The 22,457-nt window shown below is 71.8% G+C and carries 15 protein-coding genes and 1 pseudogene; 8 read left to right on the top strand and 8 right to left on the bottom strand.

The window, feature by feature from the left end:
- The first annotated feature begins 55 nt into the window (after positions 1–55).
- Positions 56–460: a thioesterase family protein gene (locus ABZ738_RS28945; protein ID WP_176094607.1), complete on the top strand. Its 405-nt coding sequence runs from the start codon at positions 56–58 to the stop codon at positions 458–460.
- Complete coding sequence (locus tag ABZ738_RS28940; RefSeq protein WP_176094608.1) at positions 457–1,287, top strand: MBL fold metallo-hydrolase; 831 nt, start codon at positions 457–459, stop codon at positions 1,285–1,287. Before ABZ738_RS28945 ends, ABZ738_RS28940 begins: the two co-directional genes overlap by 4 nt.
- An 18-nt stretch (positions 1,288–1,305) precedes the next feature.
- On the opposite strand, the gene ABZ738_RS28935 is transcribed toward ABZ738_RS28940, so the two are convergent.
- The gene (locus tag ABZ738_RS28935) at positions 1,306–2,241 is read right to left on the bottom strand and encodes a carbohydrate kinase (RefSeq protein WP_176094609.1); all 936 of its coding nucleotides are present in this window, start codon (positions 2,239–2,241) and stop codon (positions 1,306–1,308) included.
- 414 nt (positions 2,242–2,655) lie between these two features.
- On the opposite strand from ABZ738_RS28935, the gene ABZ738_RS28930 reads away from it, so the two are divergent.
- Complete coding sequence (locus ABZ738_RS28930) at positions 2,656–3,741, top strand: lytic polysaccharide monooxygenase (protein WP_176095923.1); 1,086 nt, start codon at positions 2,656–2,658, stop codon at positions 3,739–3,741.
- Positions 3,742–3,804: 63 nt separating this feature from the next.
- On the opposite strand, the gene asnB is transcribed toward ABZ738_RS28930, so the two are convergent.
- Positions 3,805–5,766: an asparagine synthase (glutamine-hydrolyzing) gene (gene asnB, locus ABZ738_RS28925; protein WP_131056236.1), complete on the bottom strand. Its 1,962-nt coding sequence runs from the start codon at positions 5,764–5,766 to the stop codon at positions 3,805–3,807.
- A 112-nt stretch (positions 5,767–5,878) separates the two neighbouring features.
- Here asnB and ABZ738_RS28920 point away from each other — a divergent pair, with 112 nt between their 5' ends.
- From ABZ738_RS28920 to ABZ738_RS28910, 3 genes are all read left to right on the top strand, one after another.
- On the top strand, positions 5,879–7,360 hold the full coding sequence (locus tag ABZ738_RS28920) for an aminopeptidase P family protein (protein ID WP_357218354.1): 1,482 nt from the start codon (positions 5,879–5,881) through the stop codon (positions 7,358–7,360).
- Between the two features lie 288 nt (positions 7,361–7,648).
- The gene (locus ABZ738_RS28915) at positions 7,649–9,391 is read left to right on the top strand and encodes a right-handed parallel beta-helix repeat-containing protein (RefSeq protein ID WP_357218351.1); all 1,743 of its coding nucleotides are present in this window, start codon (positions 7,649–7,651) and stop codon (positions 9,389–9,391) included.
- Positions 9,392–9,713: 322 nt separating this feature from the next.
- Positions 9,714–11,384 carry a hypothetical protein gene (locus tag ABZ738_RS28910; RefSeq protein WP_131054736.1) on the top strand — a complete coding sequence of 557 codons (1,671 nt, stop codon included), beginning with the start codon at positions 9,714–9,716 and terminating at the stop codon, positions 11,382–11,384.
- Between the two features lie 73 nt (positions 11,385–11,457).
- Here the strand turns inward: ABZ738_RS28910 and pulA are convergent, their stop codons facing one another.
- The 5 genes from pulA to ABZ738_RS28885 all read right to left on the bottom strand — a co-directional run bounded on the left by pulA (position 11,458) and on the right by ABZ738_RS28885 (position 19,894).
- A complete protein-coding gene (pulA, locus tag ABZ738_RS28905; RefSeq protein ID WP_357218348.1) occupies positions 11,458–16,956 on the bottom strand; it encodes a pullulanase-type alpha-1,6-glucosidase in 5,499 nt (1,832 codons plus the stop codon).
- A 144-nt stretch (positions 16,957–17,100) separates the two neighbouring features.
- Entirely contained in the window at positions 17,101–17,736 is a 636-nt protein-coding gene (locus tag ABZ738_RS28900; RefSeq protein ID WP_176094612.1) for a cellulose binding domain-containing protein, read from the bottom strand.
- A gap of 170 nt (positions 17,737–17,906) precedes the next feature.
- A complete protein-coding gene (locus ABZ738_RS28895; protein ID WP_357218346.1) occupies positions 17,907–18,638 on the bottom strand; it encodes a hypothetical protein in 732 nt (243 codons plus the stop codon).
- 139 nt (positions 18,639–18,777) lie between these two features.
- Positions 18,778–19,167 carry a hypothetical protein gene (locus ABZ738_RS28890; protein WP_131056378.1) on the bottom strand — a complete coding sequence of 130 codons (390 nt, stop codon included), beginning with the start codon at positions 19,165–19,167 and terminating at the stop codon, positions 18,778–18,780.
- A gap of 37 nt (positions 19,168–19,204) precedes the next feature.
- On the bottom strand, positions 19,205–19,894 hold the full coding sequence (locus tag ABZ738_RS28885) for a hypothetical protein (RefSeq protein ID WP_131056377.1): 690 nt from the start codon (positions 19,892–19,894) through the stop codon (positions 19,205–19,207).
- A 19-nt stretch (positions 19,895–19,913) separates the two neighbouring features.
- On the opposite strand from ABZ738_RS28885, the gene ABZ738_RS28880 reads away from it, so the two are divergent.
- Positions 19,914–20,093, top strand: coding sequence for a hypothetical protein (locus ABZ738_RS28880; RefSeq protein WP_176092180.1), 180 nt, complete (start codon positions 19,914–19,916; stop codon positions 20,091–20,093).
- Between the two features lie 7 nt (positions 20,094–20,100).
- Here the strand turns inward: ABZ738_RS28880 and ABZ738_RS28875 are convergent, their stop codons facing one another.
- Positions 20,101–21,774, bottom strand: coding sequence for a right-handed parallel beta-helix repeat-containing protein (locus ABZ738_RS28875; RefSeq protein WP_357218341.1), 1,674 nt, complete (start codon positions 21,772–21,774; stop codon positions 20,101–20,103).
- 429 nt (positions 21,775–22,203) lie between these two features.
- On the opposite strand from ABZ738_RS28875, the pseudogene ABZ738_RS28870 reads away from it, so the two are divergent.
- Positions 22,204–22,457 (top strand): annotated as a pseudogene (locus ABZ738_RS28870) (phytochelatin synthase); the annotation flags it as partial.

Genomic DNA, 22,457 nt, shown 5'->3' with positions numbered 1-22,457 from the left:
GGGCCATCCGACGGCACGCGTCGCCGAGGACGCGGCGAGCCCCTACGCTGTGGCCATGCAGGTGCAGTCGGATCTCGCCCTGACGCCGGGTCTGTCCGCCCGGGTCGAGTTGACCGTCACCGACGCCGACACCGCCGAGGCGGTCGGCTCCGGTGACGTACCGGTGCTCGGCACCCCCCGGGTGCTGGCGCTGGTCGAGGCGGCCACGGTGGCGGCGAGCGCGCCGCACCTGCCCGCCGGTGCGACCAGCGTGGGCACCCGGGTCGAGTTGACGCACCTGGCCGCCACGCCGGTGGGCCGGACGGTGGTGGCGCAGGCCACCCTGACGACGGTCGACCGGCGTCGGCTGGTCTTCGACGTCGAGGTGAGCGAGGACGGGCAGCGGGTGGCCGAGGGCCGGGTGGAACGGGTCGTGGTCGACCGGCAGCGGTTCGTCGAACGCGCCGGCCGACCGTCGTGACGGTCCGCTTCGTCGAGGTCGCCGACCGGGTGCACGTCCTGCGCGAGCCCCTGCTCGCGGTCAACGTCACGCTGGTGTGCGGCGACGGCGAGGCGTTGCTGGTCGACACGCTCTCCAGCGCGCGGCAGGCCGCCGAGCTGGCCGCCGCCGTACGGGCGGTCACCGGTGACCCGCTGACGATCGTCAACACCCACCACCACTACGACCACTGGTTCGGCAACGCCGCGTTCGCCGCCGACCCGCCCCGCCCGGTGTGGGCGCACGACCGCGCCGCCGAGGTGATGAGCGGCGATCCGGACGAGCTGCGCCGCCAGGCGTACGCGGAACTGCGCGACGCGCATCCGGGGCTGGCCGCCGAGTTGGCCGACACGCCGCTGCTGGCACCCACCCGTACGGTCCGGACCGAGGCGACCCTCGACGTCGGCGGCCGACGGGTGGTGCTGCGGCATCCGGGGCACGGCCACACCGACGCCGACCTGGTGGTGCAGGTGCCCGACGCCGACGTGTTGGTCGCCGGGGACCTGGTGGAGCAGTCCGGCCCACCGGCGTTCGAGGACTCCTTCCCGTTGCAGTGGCCCGACGCGGTGGCCGAGTTGCTGCGGTGGACCACCCCGGCGACGGTCGTGGTGCCCGGGCACGGTGAGCCGGTCGACGTCGAGTTCGTCCGGGCACAGCACACCCAGCTGGCCGAGCTGGCCTGGCTGATCCGGGCCGGGCACACCGGCGGGGCACCGCCGGAGCGGGTCGCCGCCGAGGCACCCTTCCCGGCCCGCCCGGCGCTGATCGCGGCCCGCCGTGGCTACGCCGAGCTGGACGGCACCGCCTGATCCGTGGACCCGGCGCTCTCAGCCGGTGAAGCGCTCGCGGACCTGCGCCCGGGTCGGCATGGCCACGGCCCCGCCCGGCCGTTCGCAGACGAGACCGGCGACGCGCAACGCGAAGGCCACCCGCTCGGTCCAGCCGCCCGGCTCGGCGGGCTCGCCGTCGACGAGCAGGTCGGCGACGAGCGCGGCCATCACCGAGTCGCCCGCGCCGGTGGCGTCGACCGCGTGCACCCTCGGCGCGGGTACGCGTACCGGATCGGCGCCGGCGGCGGCGACCACCGCGCCCTCGGGGCCCAGGGTGACCACGACGGTGCCCGCGCCCACCTCGCGCAGGTACGCCGCCACCGACTCCACCGGCTGGCCGGGGTAGAGCAGTTCCGCGTCGGCGGTGCTCAACTTGACCAGGTGCGCACCGGCGGCGAACTCGGCGACCACCCCGCGCAGTTCGGCCAGTGCCTGCGGGCCGTCCAGCAGTCGCGGACGGACGTTGGGGTCGAACACCCGCAGCCCGGGCGCCAGCGACCAGGCCCGGCGGGCGGCGGCCAGGGTGGTCGGCGCCAGCAGCACGATCGACCCGCAGTAGAGCACGTCGGCGTCCTCGACCAGGGTCGCGTCGACGTCGTCGGCGGTGAGCACCGCGTAGGAGGGCGGATCGCCGTAGAAGCGGAAGTCCGGTTCCGGACCGGAGAAGGTGGTGACCGCCAACGTGGTCGGCACCGGGGCGGTGAGCGTCCCGGCCGTGCCGACCCGCTCGGCGGCCAGCAGGTCGCGGATCCGCCCGGCGAGCACGTCGTCGCCGAGCGAGCCGACGAACTGCACCGCGCCCCCGAGGCGGGCGACGCCGACGGCGACGTTCAGCGGGCCGCCGCCGACGGCCTGCCGGAAGACGCGGCCACCCTCGCTCTCGGTGTCGAGCAGGTCGACGAGCGCCTCACCGAGCACCACTGCGTATCCCATCCCGGTCCCTTTCGTCGGCCGTCCGCTGCCGCCCAGGCTGGCACAACGATCCGCCGCCGGGCATGCACGCCACGGTATTGGCGCGTACCGGCCGACGCGAACCGACGTCGTGCACATCGAGGAACAGCTATTGCGTCGACCGCGTCGGCGTGCTGGGATGGTGGTGCCGGATGGCGCGGGGGCTGCGCGTCATCGGCGCCGGGTCATGGACGCGAGGGCATACGTACGCGTCGACATATCACCGGCGGCATCGTGCCGGGAGGGCATAGACCCCGTGCACACGTCGCCGCTTCGTCGCATTCGCCCCTAGCTGCGGGAGCGAGCTTTCATCCTCCCGCGCGCTTCGGCGGGGCCACCCCGCACGGTGTGCCCCGCGAGTCAGGAGAACCTGTGCACCGACCTCGTCTGGCCGCGATGTTCTTCGCGGCCGTCACCCTCGCCGCGAGCGCGGTCGTCGCCGTGACGGCCAGCCCCGACCCGGCCGCCGCGCACGGCGCGGCGATGACGCCGGGCGCCCGTACGTTCCTGTGCTGGCGCGACGGCCTCTCCCCCACCGGGGAGATCCGGCCGCAGAACCCGGCCTGTTCCGCCGCGGTCGCCCAGTCCGGTGCCAACTCGCTGTACAACTGGTTCAGCGTGCTGCGCTCGGACGCCAACGGGCGGACCACCGGCTTCATCCCCGACGGCCAGCTCTGCAGCGGCGGCGCCACCGGCTTCCGCGGCTTCGACCTGGCCCGTAACGACTGGCCGATCACCCACCTGACCGCCGGCCGGTCCATCGAGTTCCGGTACAGCAACTGGGCGCACCACCCGGGCACGTTCTACTTCTACGTGACCAAGAACAGCTGGAGCCCGACCCGGGCGCTGGCCTGGAGCGACCTGGAGGAGCAGCCGTTCCTGACGGTGACCAACCCGCCGCAGCGCGGCGCGGTCGGCACCAACGACGGCCACTACTACTTCACCGGGACCCTGCCGGCCAACAAGACCGGCCGGCACATCATCTACTCGCGGTGGGTCCGCTCGGACAGCCAGGAGAACTTCTTCGGCTGCTCCGACGTGGCCTTCGACGGTGGCAACGGTGAGGTGACCGGGATCGGTGGCGGCACGACCCCGCCGCCCACCACCCCGCCGCCCACCACGCCTCCGCCGACCACCCCGCCGCCCACCACGCCTCCGCCCACCACCCCGCCGCCCGGCACCGGTGGCTGCGCTGCCACCCTGCGGGTGACCAGCACCTGGTCCGGTGGTTTCCAGGGCGAGGTCGAGGTTCGGAACAACGGCACCGCAGCGCTCAACGGCTGGACCGCGAGCTGGACCTGGCCGAGCGGCCAGCAGATCAGCCAGGTCTGGAACGCGACCCAGACCTCGTCCGGGTCGACGGTGTCCGCGACGAACGTCGCCTACAACGGAAGTCTCGGCGTCAACGGCAGCACGACGTTCGGCTTCCTGGCCAGCGGTAGCAGTACCTCGCTACCGACGGCCACCTGCGCCGCCCGCTGACGCGGTCGAACGCGAAACGGCCCCCCTGCGGATGTCCGCAGGGGGGCTCGTTCGTGTCCGGGGTCAGCGCACCATGGAGCCGACGACGGGCTTGGTGAGCAGCGCGGACTGGTTGCGCTGGATGCCCGGGTCCAGCGTCTTGGCCACGAAGATGGCGTGCCAGACGCAGAAGATCAGGACCGTCCACACCTTGCGGGAGTGGTCGGCCTCCTCGCGCTTGTGCTCGTCGAGCAGACGCAGCGCGTACGACAGGTCGAGCAGGTCTCCGGCGCCGGAGGTGCTCAACACGTGCCGGGCCCACTCGTACATCTCGCCGCGCAGCCAGACCCGGGTCGGGGTCGGGAAGCCCAGCTTCTTGCGGTTGACGATGGCCGGCGGCACCACACCCTGCAACGCCTGGCGCATGGCGTACTTGGTGGCGTCCGAGCGGGGCGGCAGCTTGAGGTCGACCGGGATCTTCGCCGCGACCTCGAACACGTCCCGGTCGAGGAAGGGCACCCGCACCTCCAGCGAGTGCGCCATGGAGATCCGGTCGGCCTTGACCAGGATATCCCCGCGCAGCCAGGTGTAGAGGTCGACGTACTGCATCTTGGTGACGTCGTCCAGCTCGGCGCACTCGGCGTAGATCGGCGCGGTCACGTCGGTGTAGCGCACCGAGGGGTCGTAGCGACGCAGCAGGTGCTGCTTCTCCTCCTCGGTGAACATCCGCGCGTTGCCGTAGTAGCGCTCCTCGATCGGGGTGGTGCCGCGCTCCAGGAAGCTCTTGCCCTTGACGCCCTGCGGGATGGCCTTGGAGACCGCCCGCAGACCCTTCTGGACCCCGCCGGGCAGCCCGTTGACGCCGCTGAGCGACAGCGGCTCACGATAGATCGTGTACCCGCCGAAGAACTCGTCCGCGCCCTCGCCGGAGAGCACCACGGTGACGTGCTCGGCGGCCTTCTTGGCGACGAAGTAGAGCGGCACCAGCGCCGGGTCGGCGACCGGGTCGTCCAGGTGCCAGACGATCTTCGGCAGCGCGTCGATCATGTCCTGCGGCCCGATCTTCGTCGGGATCGTGGTCACGTCGAGGTGGCGGGCCGACTCCTGGGCGACGTCGATCTCCGAGTATCCGGGCACGTCGTAGCCGACGGTGAAGGTGAGGATGTTCGGGTTGAACTCGCGGGCCAACGCCACCACGGCGGTGGAGTCGATGCCGCTGGACAGGAACGACCCGACCGGCACGTCCGAACGCATGTGCATGCGGACGCTCTCGCGCAGCGTCTCACGGATCTCGTGGTAGAGCTTCTGCTCGTCGGCGACCGGGCCGGGCCGGAACACCGGCCGGTACCAGCGCCGCACGTCGATCCGGCCACCCGGGGTCCAGGTAAGGTACTCACCCGAGCCGATCCGGCTGATCCCCCGGTGCAGGGTGCCCGGCTCGGGGACGTACTGCAGGGTCAGGTAGTGGCTCAGGTTCGCGGTGTCCACCCCGGCGTCCCCGGCGTACGCGGACTGCGCGAACGGCAGCAGGGCCTTCTTCTCCGAGGCGAGGTAGAGCCCGTCGGCGGTCTCCAGGTAGTGCAGCGGCTTGATGCCGTAGTAGTCGCGGGCGCCGAACGCCCGGCGCTCCTGCCGGTCCCAGATGACGAAGGCGAACATGCCACGCAACCGGGTGAGCACCTGCTCGCCCCAGTAGTGGTAGCCGGCGACGATCACCTCGCCGTCACCGTTGGTGGCGAACCGGGCCCCGTAGTCGCGGATCAGCTCCTCGCGCAGCTCGATGTAGTTGTAGATCTCGCCGTTGAAGGTGAGCAGGTAACGGCCGTCGGCGTAGGGCAGCGGCTCGTGGCTGAGCGCCACGTCGATGATCGCGAGCCGTTTGTGGGCGAACACCCCGTCCGCGTACCGGCCGGAGGCGTCCCCGACCACCTCGACGCCGGTCTCGTCCGGGCCACGGTGGTGCAGGCATTCCAGCGCTGCGGCGATGTTGTCGCGGTGGGCGGCGGCGTCGCCGCGGGCACTGAAAAAGGCCAGGAGTCCGCACATGGCCGTCATCTTTCCACGCGTCCGGATCGGGCGGCGCGGCACTGCCGGCCTCTGGACCGGAACGGGTTTCGGGGTACCGTCGGCACCAGCGATGCGGCGAAGGGAGCGGGGAATGACCGAGGAGCGCACCGACGGCAAGCCGGCCGACGGCACGGAGTCGCACGACCCGGACTTCCCACCGGCGTTCCTGTCGTTCATGCGGCAGGGGTGGCGGGACACCGGGCTGCCGGTCGGCCCCCGACCGGAGGTACCGAACTACGCCAAGCGTCGCGCGGCGCTCTCCGCGGCCTTCCCCGGCGAGACGCTGGTGATCCCCACCGGCGGCGAGAAGGTCCGCGCCAACGACACCGAGTACCGGTTCCGTCCGGGCAGCGACTTCGCGTACCTGACCGGGGACTACGACCCGGACGGGGTCCTGGTGCTGCGGCCCGACGGCTCCGGGCACGACGCCACCCTGTTCATGCGTCCCCGCTCCTCACGCGAGACCGACGAGTTCTTCCGCAGCCGCCACGGTGAGCTGTGGGTGGGCCGCCGGCACACGCTGGCGGAGAAGTCGACCGAGCTGGGGCTCCCCACCGCCGACCTGACGGAGCTGGAGGCGACGCTGGGCGACCTGGCCCCGGCGCGGACCCGGGTGCTGCGCGGGTTCGACGCCTCGGTGGACTCGGCCGTGCGCCCGTACGACGGGTCGCGGGCCGACGGTCAGCCGGCCCGCGACCGGGAGCTCGCGATCGCCGTAGCGGAGTTGAAGCTGGTCAAGGACGAGTGGGAGATCGCCCAGCTCCAGGACGCGATCGACGCGACGGTACGCGGCTTCGAGGACGTGGCCCGGGTGCTGCCGGCCGACCGGGGCGTCTCGGAGCGGCTGCTGGAGGGCGTCTTCGCGCTGCGCGCCCGGCACGACGGCAACGACGTCGGGTACGGCTCGATCGTCGGCTCCGGCGAGCACGCCACGATCCTGCACTGGGTGCACAACCACGGTGTCACCCGTCCGGGTGAGCTGCTGCTGATGGACATGGGCGTGGAGGGGCACCACCTCTACACCGCCGACGTGACCCGGGTACTCCCGGTCGACGGCCGGTTCACCCCGTTGCAGCGCCAGGTCTACGACATCGTGTACGCCTCTCAGCAGGCCGGCATCGACGTCATCAAGCCGGGCGTGAAGTTCAAGGACGTCCACCTGACCTGCATGCGGGTGCTCGCCGAGGGGTTGGCCGAGCTGGGGCTGCTGCCGGTGAGTGTGGACGAGGCGATGGACGAGTCGTCGACCGTGTACCGGCGGTGGACGCTGCACGGCTTCGGGCACATGCTCGGCATCGACGTGCACGACTGCTCCCACGCGCGCAAGGAGAAGTACCGGGACGGGGAGCTGGGCGAGGGGTATGTGCTCACCGTCGAGCCGGGGCTGTACTTCCAGCCGGAGGACGAGCTGGTGCCGGAGGAGCTGCGGGGTGTCGGCGTCCGGATCGAGGACGACATCCTGGTCACCTCGGCCGGTGCGGTGAACCTGTCGGCCGGCCTGCCGCGCCGGGCCGACGAGGTGGAGACCTGGCTGGCCGAGCAGCGCGAGGCGGGCCCCCGCCTGCCGGGCTGACCCGTACGACCCGCCGAAGGGCGGGCCTTTCCAGTGGCGGACGCTCGCCGCTGCGGAGGGCCCGCCCTTCGTCATGTCCCGGGTTGTCCGGCGCTTTCGGTGCCACTCCCCCCGATTGGCAGCCGCACGCCCGAACTGAGGCAGTTATGGGGTTTTTTCGTATTAGTCATCCTCGCGAAGATGCTTCTCATACGGTGGTCATCAGAAGCTACAGGCTGTTTGTAGCTACTCGCGCCGCTTCGTACGGGTGCGGGTCAGTCTGGTAGGAGGAAAGGGCGGAAGGCTCTGATGTCCAATGACGAGTTGACTTCGTACGGTGGGCCGCCTCCGGTCCCGCCAGGTCGACGACGACGCAAGATATGGGTGGCCGCCGGAGTCGCCGGCCTCACCGGGGTGGTCGGACTGGCCGCCCTGGGCGGCGTGGCCGCTCGGGACCAGAAGTCCGGGGACCGCAACAACGCCTCGGACGCCCAACCCGCGGCCGCGCCGAAATCGGAGGCTCCCGGCCCGACCACCGGCGAGAACGGCCGGGGCGACGAGGAGGCCGGTCGGGGCGATGACAAGGCCGCCCGGACCGGCGCGGAGCACAAGGGCCGCGAGGCGTCCTCCGGCGAGCAGCGTCGCGACGACAAGGAGCGGGGACACGAGGTGCCCTGCGACAGCGACAAACTGATCCAGGCCATCGAGCACGCCAACGACAACCGCGGCGGCACGCTGGAGCTGGCCAAGGGGTGCACCTACGAGCTGACCCGCTCCGACGTGGGCGACGGCACCGGCCCCAACGGGTTGCCGGTGATCACCCAGGCGGTCACGCTCGCCGGGCGCGACACCACGATCGTCCGGGCGGCGAACGCCGAGCCGTTCCGGATTCTCAACGTGGGCCGCAGCGGTCACCTGACCCTGAAGAACGTCGTCGTCAAGGGTGGGCTGACCCAGGCTGACCCGATCGCGGCGTCGAGGGCGAAGGTCGAGCTCTCCGCGAAGGCCGCCGCGAAGCCGGCGAAGGCAGGAGCCGGCACGAACGCGAAGGCGGGCGCGAAGGCGGCCACGCCGACGAAGGCCCCGGCCGCCAAGGCCGCCGCGAAGGTCCCCGCCGCCACGGGTGCCTCGGCCACCGAGGCCGCCCGGGGTGCCGGTGGCGACGCCACACTCGTCGACGTCGCGCCGGGCGACGGCGCCGGCCTGCTCGTGCAGCGCGGCGGCCGCGCCGACGTCAAGCACAGCGAGTTCCTGCTGCACCACGCCGGCGGCAACGGCGGCGCGATCGCCAACTTCGGCACCGCACGGGTCGCCCACAGCCGGGTGGCGACCAGCAGCGCCGGTGGTGTCGGCGGCGGCGTGTTCAACGCCGGGGTGTTCCGGCTCGAGGAATCCTCGATCACGGACAACAGCGCGGTCGCCGGCGGCGGCATCGGCAACGGTGTGCCCGGCCTCGGGCTCCCCGGCGCCGGTGGCACGCTCTGGGTCTGGAAGAGCACCATCGAGCACAACCGGGCCACCGACAACGCCGGTGGCGTCCTCACCTATCGGGGCACCGCGACGCTGACCCAGAGCAGGGTCGTCGGCAACCACAGCGGCGAGGACGGCGGTGGCCTGCTCGCCCTGGGCGACGGCCAGCTCGCGTTGGAGAAGGTCCTGGTGGCCCGCAACTCCGCCGACGACACGTCCGGCGGGCTGGGCGTGGGACCCGAGAGTACGGCGGTGATCGCGCAGAGCGAGATCACCGACAACGTCGCCGAGCGCAACGGTGGCGGACTGGCCACCTACGGGGGCACCGCCGTCGTGCGGGACACCGCGATCGTGGCCAACCGGGTGGTCGGCCAGAACTCGGTGGCCGGCGGCATCTACAACGACGGCGGCCAGGTCCGGTTGGAACGCTCCACGGTCCAGGCCAACTTCTCGGTGCTGCCGCCCGGCGGCATCTACACCACCAACGACGGCGTGCGGATCGACCGTAGCTCCGCGGTGACCGCCAACCGACCGACCAACTGCTCCGGCAGTCCGGTCGTGCCGGAGCGCTGCTTCGGCTGATCGTTCCTTCTGCGTACGGGTGATTCCAGAGCACGACCACATAGACGGGCTCCTCCGCCGCGTGCGGAGGAGCCCGGGTCGCGTACCCGCCCCGACGGGCGTCGGCGGCCGATCGCCACGGAATTGGCCCGGATTGCACCCTTCAGAGCGCTTGCACCACTCCCGCGCAGCCCGTACCCAATGTGGGGTTATCTCGGATATGGGCGCGAAGCGAGGAACACTCTCATACGGTGCATGTGGGAGCTACAACCGATTTGTAGCAGGGGAAGCTCACCCGCGTGTGACGACCCTGTCTGGTACGACGAGAGGGCAGAGAGCTCCGATGTCCAACTACCAAGCTAAGAACAACGCCGCGGAGCCGGAGGTGGCGCCGAAGCGGCGTCGCGCCTTCTGGCTCGCCAGTGGCGTCGCCGGTCTCACCGGCGTGGTCAGCATCGCCGCCGTCGGTATCGGCGCCGGCGCGGTCAGCGCCGACGGTCTGCGTTGGTCCACCGCCCAGCAGGTCAGCTCCGACAGTGACCGGGGCCCGGACGCCGCCGAGGGGCACGAGGGCAAGAAGCGGGACCGCGGTGGCGACCAGCGCGACGACCGCGGTGGCCACGACAAGGACCGTGGTGGCGACGACCGCAAGGACCGCGAGAAGGAGGTGCCCTGCGACTCCGACAAGCTGATCCAGGCGTTGGTCTTCGCCAACGACAACCACGGCGGCGTGCTCAACCTCGCCAAGGGGTGCACCTACACACTGACCCGTTCCGACCTGGGTGACGGCACCGGCCCCAACGGCCTGCCGGTCATCACCGAGAACGTCGTCCTCAAGGGGCACGACACCAAGATCGTCCGGGACGCCACGGCCGAGGAGTTCCGCATCCTCAACGTGGGCCGCGGCGGAAACCTGACCGTCAAGGGCCTGACCATCAAGAACGGCCAGACCCGGGCACTGCCCGTCGGCGGGGACACCCCCGAGGCGGTGTGGTCGCGATTCTCCAACTCGGTGGAGGCGACCAAGGCCGCCGAGGCCAAGAAGGCGTACCTGCCGCTGCTGCAGGCCGCGCCGAAGGGTGCCGCGCTCAAGGCCGCCCAGGCCAAGGCGGCTCCCTCGGTGCTGCTGGAGCCGGAGTCCAACGACGGTGGCGGCGTGCTCGTGCAGCCCGGCGGCACCGCCTCGTTCTCCGAGACGCACATCGTCGCCAACCAGGCCGGTGGAGTCGGTGGGGGCCTGGCCAACTTCGGCAAGGCCGACCTGCACCACACCACGGTCGCCGACAACACCGCGTTCCTGTACGGCGGCGGCATCTTCAACGCCAGCGTGCTGCGGGTGGCCGAGTCGAGGATCGTCAACAACGACGCCATCATCGGCGGCGGCGGCGTCGCCAACGGTGCCGCCTTCATCTTCCGCGAGGACATCGACGGCGGCACCGCACTGATCGAGAAGACCGAGATCACCGGCAACGAGGTGCTCGGCTTCGGCGGCGGCCTGCTCGACATCGAGGGCAACACCACCGTGCAGCACTCGAAGGTCGTCAACAACACGGCGGTCCTGGCCGGTGCCGGTGTGGCCGCTGCGGGCGACGACAGCACCCTGGAGCTGGCGCACGTCGAGGTCGCCAAGAACACCACCGTCGGTGTCGGCGGCGGCCTGGCGCTCGGCTTCACCGCCATCGCCAACGTCACGGACAGCAAGATCGTCGAGAACAAGGCCGGCTTCTTCGGTGGCGGTGTCTTCAACGGCACCGGCGAGGCGACCTTCCGCAACAGCGAGATCAGTGGCAACCGGGCCGTCGGCCCGCTGGGTGTCGGTGGAGGCGTCTTCACCGTCTCCGGCGAGATCGACCTGGAGCGGACGAAGGTGTCGCACAACTTCGCCACCCTCGCGCCGGGCGGCGTGTTCAGCTTCATCGGCGTGGTCAACGTGGACGACAAGTCCGCGATCACCGCCAACAAGCCGACCAACTGCGCCGGCAGCATCACCGCGATTCCGAACTGCTTCGGCTGATCCTCACGCCGAGGTGACGACCCGGCCCCGTCGGACCGATCCACGGATCGGACCGGCGGGGCCGGACCACGTGTCACCGCGTGACGAACACCGCCACGCTGCGCGCCGGCACCCGGAACGTGCCGCTGTTCCGCTCGAACGCCGCGCTCCGCAGCACCGGATCGGCCGAGGACCGCAGCACCGGGTGCAGGGACACGTCCGCCCCGCGCAGGGCGTCGACCCGCTGCGTCGCCTCCTGCGGTGTGCCGTTGAAGACCACCGTCACCGACCGCCACGCCCCGCCCAGACCACGCGCGTCCAGGGTCATGGTGAGCACCCCGGGCGTCTCCTGCGGGCCGGAGAGCGGGAAGGCGACCCGTCGTTGCACCTCCTGCGCGGTGGGCAGCCCGAAGACCGGCGTGGAGGACCGGATCCGCAGCAGTTCGGCGTACCGGGCGTCGGTCAGCGCGATCGCCGCGCAGTCCGGCACCAGCGCCGGATCGGCCAACAGCGGCCGCGCGTACGGCCACTTGTCCCGGTTGTCCTCGGCCGGCGGCAACCCGATGCCGAACCCGTTGCCCTGGGTGCAGTCCCACCGGATCTGGTTGAACCAGTCCCCCGAGTTGTACGAGTTGCGGTCCAGCGACTTCGATCGCAGCCGCTCGGTGCCGGTGGTCACGAACCCGGCACCCTGCCCCATCACCACCGTGCTCAACGCCAGCACCTGCATCCGGGCCCGGTCCGTGGCCGAGGTGCCCTGCGGCAGCTTGTAGGCCAACGCGTCGTACAGGATCTCGTTGTCGTGCGCGTCGACGTACGTGATCGCCTCACCCGGCGCGTCGGTGTACCCGGCCGGCGAGCCGTTGTAGTCCACCTGTGCCCCGGTCACCTCCCGGCCGCCGGTGTCGGTGAACCGGTAGCCGCGCAGGTTGCCGGTCAGCCCGACCTTGACCAGGTCGTGCTGGTGCAGCAGCCGGGTACGCTGCTCGGCCGCCGAGCCGTTGACCGGGTCGCCGTTGGGGTCGGTGAACAGACCGGAGGCGAAGCCCTGGTGGCGCGGGTTCTCGTCGAACGGGCCGCCACCGCGCACCGCGTCACGCAGCCGGTCGTTGAAGGTGCCGATCCCGGTGCCGGCCATGTTCGCCTGGTTCGCCTGCACGAACCGCGCGCCGTCGGCCACCTCGCCGAAGTTCCAGCCCTCGCCGTAGAGCAGGATCTTCCTGCCGTCCACACCGTCGCGGGCCACGGTCAGCCGGTCGAGCGCGGCGCGGACGGCCAGGATGTTCGCCTTGGGGTGGTGGCCCATCAGGTCGAAGCGGAACCCGTCGACCTTGTACTCCCGGGCCCAGGTGACCAGCGAGTCGACCACCAGCTTGCCCATCATGGCGTGCTCGGGCGCCGTGTTCGCGCAGCAGGTGGAATTGGCCACCGCGCCGTCGTCGAGCAACCGGTGGTAGTAGCCCGGGACGATCTGGTCGAGCACCGAGCGCGGGTCGGTGCCGGCGGCCGAGGTGTGGTTGTAGACCACGTCCAGCACCACCCGCAGGCCCGCACCGTTGACCCCGGCCACCATCTGCCGGAACTCCACGGTCCGGCGCGTGCCGTCCGGGTCCACGGCGTACCCGCCCTCCGGGACGGTGTAGTGCAGCGGGTCGTAGCCCCAGTTGTAGCCGTCGGTGTCCTTCACCGCCGCGACGCACTCCTGCTGCCGTTCGGAGTCCGGCGGCGCGGCGGCCAGGTCGCAGTCGGGGCGGCGCTGGTCGGCACGCCGCTCGGGGATGGTGGCGAAGTCGAAGACCGGCAGCAGGTGCAGGTGGGTCACCCCGGCGTCGGCGATCGACCTGAGGTGCCGCATCCCGGCGGTGCCCGGGTCGGTGAAGGCGAGGAAGGTGCCGCGACGGTCGGCCGGCACGGTGCTGTCGGCGATCGAGAAGTCCCGCACCGACAGCTCGGAGATCTGCACCTTGGCCGGGGCCACCGCACTCGGTTTGTGCAGGCTCGACCAACCCGTCGGCGCCAGCTTCGGGTCGGTCAGGTCGGCGATCTGGCTGTGTGTGGAGTCCGCCGCCAGGGCCACCGAGTACGGGTCGGTGACCGAGGCGGTCAGCACCTGCTGGGCGGCCGGCTGCCACGCCTGCACCCGGTACCGGTAGTAGCGACCGGCCCAGTCCTGCGCCCCGCGCACCGACCAGACCCCGGTGCGGTCGTCGCGGCGCATCGCCACCACGCGCGGTGTGGCGGTCGGCGAGTCGAACAGCTCCAGCGACACCGTCCGCGCGGTCGGTGCCCAGACCGCCAGGGACGGCACGCCGCCGGTGAAGGTGGCGCCCAGGCGGGCGGTGGTGGCCGGGGCGTAGACGTCGTCGAGCACCCCCGGCAGCTGCACGCCGGTGGCACCGAGCAGGGTGCCGTCGGCGGCCCGCTCGGTCACCAGCACCTGCCCGCGCAGCGCCGCCGGCACCGTCGCCAGGTCCCGCTGATCCAGGGTGAAGGCGTGCCGGTCCCACAGGTGCGGGAACCGGTCGCGCTGCGCCTCGGTGAGACCGTTGCGGCGCGCGGTCAACGGCACCGAGGTGTACGTGCCGACCAGTTCGCCGTCGACCACGCGCACCCCACCGGCGGGTGCGGTCACCAGCGCGTACGCCCGGCCGTCGGTGGGGCCGGTCCGCCAGGCGACGGTGCTGCGGTCGATCCAGTGCGCCGCCTGCCGGGTGATGTCGGTGTCACCGCCGCTGTCGCCGGTGGTCGTCGCCGGCAGCAGCCGCCCCGGTGTCGCCGCGAGCAACCAGACCTCCCGACCGGACTCGGCGAAGTCGAGCCGCTGGTCCTGTGGCAGGTCCTTGGTGTCCCCGGAGTGGATGATGTAGCTCAGCCCGGTCGCGCCCTCGGCCAACGGCACCCGGAACTCGGCGCCGTACGAGTCGACGCGGGTCGGCGGCAACGGTCGGGCCCAGTCGGTGGGCGTGGCCGCGCCGTCCCACAGGTGCAGTCCCCAGCCGTCGTAGTCGCCGTCCGGCCGGTGGTAGTGGATCACCGCCACACCCTCCTCGACCGGGGGTGCCGGTGCTCCGGCGGCCTCCTCCCGGCTCGGGTAGGTGGCCGGATCACCCTGTTTGACCCAGACCTCCCCGGTGCGCGTCACGTCCACCGTCCGGTCGTTGTCGACGTCCTTGTTGCCGTCCGCGTCGACCACCAGGAAACCGACCGACTTCGCCCCCGGCTTCAGCTTCACCCAGGCGAACCGCCCGTACGAGTCGGTGCCGTCGAACGGACGGCCCTGCGGCCACTCGGTGGCGTACGCCGGATCGATGTCGCCCCAGGCGTACAGGCCCCAGTCGTCGTAGTCGCCGTCCGGGCGGTGGTGGTGCACCACCAGCCAGTCGCGGGACGACCCGGTCGGCGGGGTGCCGACGGTGGCGGTGGAGCGGGCGGTGGCGGTGCGGCCCCGGCCGTCCCGGACCGCCGCCTTGTACTCGATCCTCGTGCCGGCGGCCAGCCCGGTCAGGTCGTGGTGCACGGTGTACGGCGCCCGGTGCGCCGAGCCGAGCAGTGTCCACCTGCCGCCCGCCACCCGGGCCGCCGTCGTGACGGTGGCCAGCGGGTCCCCGCTGACCTGCGCGGTCACCTCGGCCCGGGTGGCCACCGGCGTACCCGTCGGGGTGGTGATGGTCAGGCCCGGCTTCGCGGCGGGCACCGCGACCGGCCGACCGGCCCGGTGCACCACCGCCGAGAGCGGGGGCACGGTCAGGGTCAGCGTGCCGTCAGCGGCGGCGGCCCGCCGACCGGATGCGCCGTAGATCGCGGTGAAGGGGGTGCCGGCCGACCAGGTGTCCACGGTGACAGTCTGCGTGGTCCGCGCATTGTTGACCGCGACGACGTACTCGGTGCGGTCACGCGGGTCGAACCGGGAGAAGGCGAAGACACCCGGGCCGTCGGCGGCGTGGCGCGTCACCTGTACACCGTCGCGCAGCGCCGGGTGTGCCCGGCGCAGCTGGCCCAGCCCGGCGATGGTCCGGTACAGCGGATGCGCCGGGTCGAACTGGTCCTGGGCGTGGGTGCGGTCGGTGCCCAGCAGGTCGTCGTCGAGGTAGTCGGCGGTGCGGGAGGCGAACATCGGCTGTCGGGCGTCCTTGTCCCCGCCCGCGCCGGTGAAGCCCTGTTCGTCGCCGGAGTAGACGACCGGCTGGCCTCGGGTGAGGAACATCAGTTCGTGGGCGAGCTGGTCGCGGCGCAGGTGGGTGGCGGGGTCGGTGTCGCCGCCGGCGATGAACGAGCCGATCCGGCCCATGTCGTGGTTGCCGAGGAAGGTGGGCAGCCGGCCGGCGTCGGTGTTGCGGGCGGCGTACAGGTCGTCGCGGGCGTACAGGTCGGCCAGTGCCGTGGCGGGGCCGTCGTCGGCGGTGAAGCCACGCGCCGCCTCCTGGAAGCCGAAGTCCAGGGTGGCCGGCAGGCCGCCCTGTCGGACGTAGCGGGAGGCGATCTCCGGGTCGGCGCTGTACACCTCGCCGAACATGAAGAAGTCCGGCTTGCCGGCGCGGGCGGCGGCCTGGGTGACGCCCTGGCTGAACTGCGGCCAGAAGTCCATGTTGACGTGCTTGACGGTGTCCAGCCGGAAGCCGTCCACACCGGTGGAGCGCACCCAGTCGGCATAGATCTTGGTCATGCCCCGGACCACCTCGGGTCGCTCGGTCCACAGGTCGTCCAGACCGACGAAGTCGCCGTACTCGCTGTTCTCGCCGACGAAGGTGGAGTCGCCCCGGTTGTGGTACATGGTCGGGTCGTTGAGCCAGGAGGGCACCTTGACCGTCGCGTCCGCCGGGGTGCGGAACGTCGGCGTGTACGGGAAGGACCGGCTGTTCACCTCGGGGAAGGGACGGGTGCCGTCGGCGAAGTTGGCGTCCTCGAACGGCCGACCCTGCGCGTCCCGGTACGGCGTGGTGGCCTTGTCCACGTAGGTCTGCCGGTTCTCGGCGTAGCTGATGACGTCCGCGGTGTGGTTGACGATCACGTCGAGGTAGACCTTGATGCCGCGTCGGTGCGCCGACTGGACCAGACGCTTGAGGTCGGCGGCGGTGCCGAAGTGCGGGTCGACCTGGGTGAAGTCGGTGATCCAGTAGCCGTGGTAGCCGGCCGACGCGTCGTCGCCCTCGCCCTGCACCGGGCGGTTGGCGAAGACCGGTGCGAGCCAGATGGCGGTGGTGCCCAGCCCCTCGATGTAGTCGAGCCGATCGATCAGTCCTTTGAGGTCACCGCCCTGGTAGAAGCCCTTGTCCGTCGGGTCGTAACCGGTGCGCAGACGGTCGCCGGTCAGACCGCCCCGGTCGTTGCGCGGGTCTCCGTTGGCGAACCGGTCCGGCAGGACGAAGTAGAACTGCTCCGCCCTCGCCCGCTCGTCGGTGCCCGCCGCCAGCAGGGCGGCGGCGGACGGCTCGGTGGGCCAGGTGACGGCGTCGGTGGCGCCGGGCGCCCCGGCCGCCGACCGACCGGCGGCGCCGGCGCTCTCGGGAACCGCGACCGGCGCGCCGGCCAGCGTCAGGGTGAGCAGGAAGACGAATGCGAGCAGGGCCTTACGCGACAACGGCGGGGGTTTCATCGACGGCCTTCCTCTGGCTGCTGATTGGCCCGCACGCTAGCCCTTGCCGAAACATTCTGCAATGCCTTGCAAACATGGCGGCAACAGAGCAGTCTCTTGCGCAAGGATGAGGTCGAGGACGGTCCGCGATCGGCGGACCGGACGTCACCGACGACTACAGGCACGCCCCGAGACGGAGCAGCTCCTCGGCGACGAATCGGCGTACTCGATGTGGAAGCGCAGCGCCACCGAGGCACCCGCCGACAGGTCGGGACCACTTCTATAGGTCAACGTGCCCCGGCGCCCGGTGAACGTGCCCTGCGGAACCCCTTCCAGCCACGCGGTCACCACCCGGCCGCCCGCGTACTCCACCCGCGCCACCCATTCCAGATCGCCGCGCGAGGTGTTGCGGATCAGCACCTCGGCGATGAAGCCACCCTGGAAGGTGTCCATCACCCGGTACCGCGCCTCCAACGGCGCGGGCTTGGCCGCCGGTGGCGCACTGCTTCGCGGCGGCGCCGACGCGACCGGCGGCGGCTCCGGCGTCGCCGGACCCGGCCGTGACGGCACCGGCGAGGGGGTACCGGCCTCGCTCGGCGGGTCGGTCTTGCGCGGCGAGAGCCCGGGCACCGCCGGCGCCGGTGGGCTCGCGGCCTCCCGCCCGGCCGAGGACGCGCGCTCGGGAATGGGCGGGGCGGCGGCCGCTCCCGGCGGCACGGGATCGAACTCCGGACCCGGCCCCCGGTACGCGCCGATCGCGATGACGAACAGCATCACCATCGCGAGCAGGCCGATCGACATCAGGACCCAGGGAGAGGACGCGACGGCGGGGCCAGGGGATGAAAGATGACGCGGAGCGCGACGCATACCGGACATGAATCTCCTCAGCGGGCAGCCGGGCAAGCGTAACGATCTTTAGCGAAAGGGAAAAGTCCCCAGGGAAACACCGAACCGTCCTAAGAGTACGGTCCTCACAGGGCGCACGAGGAACCGTTGACCACACAGTGGGCGGGGTACTCACCGCCACCGGTGCGGCTGAACCGCAGATCCACCGCCTGCTGTGCCCCGGCGGCGAGCGGCACCGTCCCGCTGAGCAGGTACCATCCACCACCCTTGATGCTCACCGACACGCCCGGCCCGCTGGAGGCCCGGATGCCGGTGACGTCTCCGGTGAAGCGCAACTCGACCTGCCAGTCACGCGACTCGGCGGTGCCGTTGCGCACCACCATCTGCGCCCGGAACGAATCCGGTTCGACCGCGCCGCTGACCCGATAGGTGGCGGTGAGCGCTCCCTGGGCGACGGGCGGTCCCGGCGGGGCGGACGTCGGTCGGTCCGGCGCTCGGCTGGCCTCCGACCGTCCGGCCGGGGACGCGGTCCGCGACGACGGGGACGGCAGCACCGACGCTGCGGGTGACGCGGACGTGGCGGAGCCGCCCGGCGCCGGGCTGAGCCGCTCGGGAGCGGACGGGACCGACGTGACCGAATCCGAGGTGGACGGTGCCGGCAGCGTCATCGCCGGCCCCGGCTTCCACGCCGACGGCTGCTCCGGGCCACGAAAGGCCAGCGCCGCGACCACCAGCAGCACCGCCAGCACCGCGACACCGACCGAGACCACGACCCAGGGGGCCGAGGCGATCATCCGAGGGAGCGCCCGTCGACGGGCCGTCTCCGTGGTCTCGGCACCCGACGGCCGCACTGCCATTGAGGTCCCCCCTCGTCGCACCGACGCGACAGCCTAGTCACGACGGGGGCGGGGACGAAACGGGTGGGGGCGGATCGTCCGACCCGCCGGATCGGTCCCCGGGACGGCCGAGCACCGGGCGACCGCGCCGCACCCCGGGTCAGCCGGTACGGATGACCGTGCAGATGACCGGACCCTCCGCGGCGGCCCGCAGCAGATAGCGGTATCGCTCACCGGGCACCTGCCGACCCTGGCTGTCCAGGAACTCCCAGCGCACCGCCACCTCGGTCAGCAGCGCGGAGACCTGCTGCACCTCCTCGATGTCGGCGTGCGCGGCCACCAGCTCACGCTCGGCGTAGTCGGGGGCGGCGCCCACGAAGGACAACGCCACCGCCGCCGGCGAGGTGAACGAGAAGCTGTACGTGTCGGCGACCACCAACCCCGGCAGTGCGTAGCAACCGGCGATCGCGGGCAGGTCGCCGACGGTCAGGGCCACGCCGTACCGGTCGAAGAACTCGGTGAGCGTGTCGAGATCGGTGGAAGCATTCACGTCGCATGCAATTGCCGCCGCGCCGGTCGGCGAAACCTCAGCGCGTCGGGATGCGTACCTCGATCTCGCTGCCCAGCTGGGCACCGCCCTGCAGGCCGAGGTCGTCACCGCTCCAGAACCGACCCGGGTCGTACCAGTTCGGCCGCTTTCCCGGGGGCAGCAGGCCCATCGCCTCGTAGGTGACCGCCACGACTTCCGCGCAGTACGCCGTCTCCAGTGTCCGATCGCGCTCCACGGTCCGCTCGCGGGCGGTGGTCGCCCGCTGCCGCTGCGGCACCGGCAACCGCACCGCCGGCAACCGCACCGCCGGTACCCGTCCCCGCACCCACCGCCAGGCGAGCTGCGCGGTCGACGGGAACGGCGTGCCGTCCAGCCGGGCGATGGTCCGCAGCACCGACCCCTCCATCTCGGCGTCCGCCGGTGGGTCGAGCTGACGCAGCCAGGCCCGCTGGCCGTACCGGTTGGCCCAGACGCAGACCGCGTCGCGCAGGTCGTGCAACTGCACCCCGCGCTGGTGGGTGCCGGTCCACATGTCCGGCAGCGACCGGCCCAGCTCGGCGTGCCACATCAACGGCGGCATGTCGTCCAGCACGACCGCCATACCCACGTGGTTGACCGGGCTGTTGGTGATCGACTGGATGGCACGGTCGGGCACGCTGCGGCCGCGGAAGACCCACACGTCACCGGTACGCGTCAGCTCCACCGCCTCGTCCAGGCTGATGCTCATGGGGGACTACCCTAAGCGGATGCGGCAAGGAATGCGGTGGTGGAAGGTCCTCGGGATGGCCGGACTGGCCGGGGTGGCGGCCTCCGGCGTGGTCATCGCCCGGGCGGAACGGCGACGGCGCGCGTACACCCCCGAGGAGATCCGGGCCCGGCTGCGTGACCGCCACGCCGAGGCCGCCGCACCCGACGACGCGGCCTGAGACCCGCTCAGTCGATCTCCACGTGGTTGCGGTCCCATCGACCGCCCACCGGCGGGCTGTCCAACCGCAGCGCGCTCTCGGCATTGCCGGCGAGGTCGTTCTCCTCGACCCGGCAGGACACGCAGGAGCCCCGCTCGGTGATCCACAGGCCGTGCGTCTGCGTCGGCTTCTCACGGTTGTCCCAGATCCGGTTCCCGCGCACCGAGGCGGAGTCGAAGTGCGCGTTGACGACGATGCCGGCGCGCACCGGAGCCGCCGCCGACAACTCGTACGCCGTACCCGGCTCCGGGACGTCCTCGTTCCACGCGGTGGCCGCGTCCGGTCGCAGCTCGGCCAGATCCAGGTCGGTGTCGCTGTTGCCGACCACCACCGCCACCCGGGAGCCCACCCGCAGCACCTTGCCCCGGTGCCCGTTCGTCGGCCAGTTCGCCGACCGGTCGGTCATCGCCCGACGGGCGTAGCGCACCGACTCCCCGGAGCCGGTCGACGCCGGGGCGCACTGCCGGCCGTTGTTGCGGATCCGGTTGTCCAGGACGGCCGCGTCGACCATCGGCCGGTCGATCCGGATCGCGTCCAGGCCGTTGTCCCAGAACTCGTTGTCGCTGATCACCACGTCCGACGACGGGCCCTGATAGCCGGCGCCCAGATCGTGCTGGTGATAGCCGTACCAGCCGTTGCCACTGATCCGGTTGCCCCGGATGGCGTACGGCCCGGGGGTGTTTCCCATGCTGATCCCGTCGCGGACGTTGCGGTCGATCACGCAGTTGCTGAGGATGCCGCCCCGGCCGGCGATGCCCGCCGTGCCGTTGGCGGAGACGTCGAAGCCGGCCTCCAGGTTGCCGGTGATGGTGCAGGCCGAGACGATCAACCCGTCGGCACCCCAGTCGGAGATGCCGAACCGGTTGGCCTGGCTGTGGCAGCCGATGATGCGGTAGCCGCGCGGGGGCGTCCAGTACGGCTTCTGCAACTCCAGGAAGATCCCGTTGGTGCCGTTGCCGAGGGTGGTGCAGTTGGCGATCGTGCAGCGTTCCACCTCGCCCCAGCCGCCGATGCCGATGCCGATGCCCGCGCCGCCCATCTCCTCGCCGTTGTCCAGCCGGCCGCAGCCGACCACCACCACACCGTCGATCAGGCTGTCCTGCAGGAAGTCGCACCCCAGGCCGGTGGCGCCGGTGTGGTGGATGTAGAGGTTGCGGAACACGCCCCGCACCACGTACTGGAGACCGAGTCCCTTGGCGAGGTAGCTGTACTCGGCCATGGCCACACCCGAGCCGTCGATCTCGAAGTCGGCGAAGGTGCAGTCGGCGATGTGCCGGTCCCGGTCCGCACCGTGCTGCACGGTGGTCCAGAAGGCCAACGGAGTCGGGTCCGCCCGGTTGCCCTCGTTGCTCAGCAGGAACCGGGTCGCGCCCGACCCCGCTCCGATCAGTGAGACACCGCTGCGCCAGACGGTGCCCGCGTCCCGGATCGAGTAGATCCCCGGCGGGCAGTAGATGACCCGGGCCCGGCCGTCGGCGGCGTACCCCTCGCCGAGCCGGTCGACCAGGGCGGACAACGCGGGTTGGTCATTGGTGACACCGTCACCTCGGAGGCCGAATTCGTGCGCGTCGCACCAGAGCGGCGCCCCGGCGACCGGGGACAGCCGCTCCCGGGTGGCGATGTACCGGCTCTCCTGCCACACGACGCGCTCCCCCTGAAAGTCGACGGCCTCCTCGCGAGCCGGGCGCTTTCCCGCTCCGATGTGCCGGAAACGCGCCCTCTGTGCGGGACGTCGGGCGGGCCGGCGCGGGCTAGGGCGGCTGACCCGGAGGTTCGTACCCGCGTGTCTGGTTTGCCGGCCGCCCGCCGGGTGGCCGTGGCCGCGGCGATCGCGGAATCATCGGGCCGGGCCGGGGGTTGTACATGGCATGACCGCGACGCCTCCCCCGGCGCCGCACCCCCCGGGACCCGGGTCGGAATGACCCCGCACCCCCCGGCGTTACACCTGGCTCGGACGTCGTGAGCGGCCCCCGGCCCCCGACGGTTCCGATCCGCACATCCCCCCTTTCGCACGGCCCCGGCACACCCCCACGTGGGCCGCGCGCACCCCCGACGAAAGGTTCAGATCATCATGCGTACCGCTATCTTCCGCAAGGCCGCCCTGACCGCTGCCGGCCTCGCCTTCACCGGCGGCGCCATCGCCGGCCCCATCACCACCGCGTACGCCGCGCCGGCCGGTCAGCCCGCCGCCGTCGTGCAGGCCGACCGCAAGGGCCACGGCGAACGTCAACTCGACGTCCGCTACGAAGCCCAGCCCAACTTCTACTACTGCGGCCCCGCCGCCGCCCGCAACGCCCTCAGCGTCCAAGGCAAGAACATCGACGT

It is taken from the genome of Micromonospora sp. NPDC047793 (genome assembly GCF_040642635.1).
Taxonomy (GTDB): domain Bacteria; phylum Actinomycetota; class Actinomycetes; order Mycobacteriales; family Micromonosporaceae; genus Micromonospora.
The sequence above is the reverse complement of the archived record's forward strand: the minus strand, read 5'-3'. Positions and strand labels throughout refer to the sequence as shown.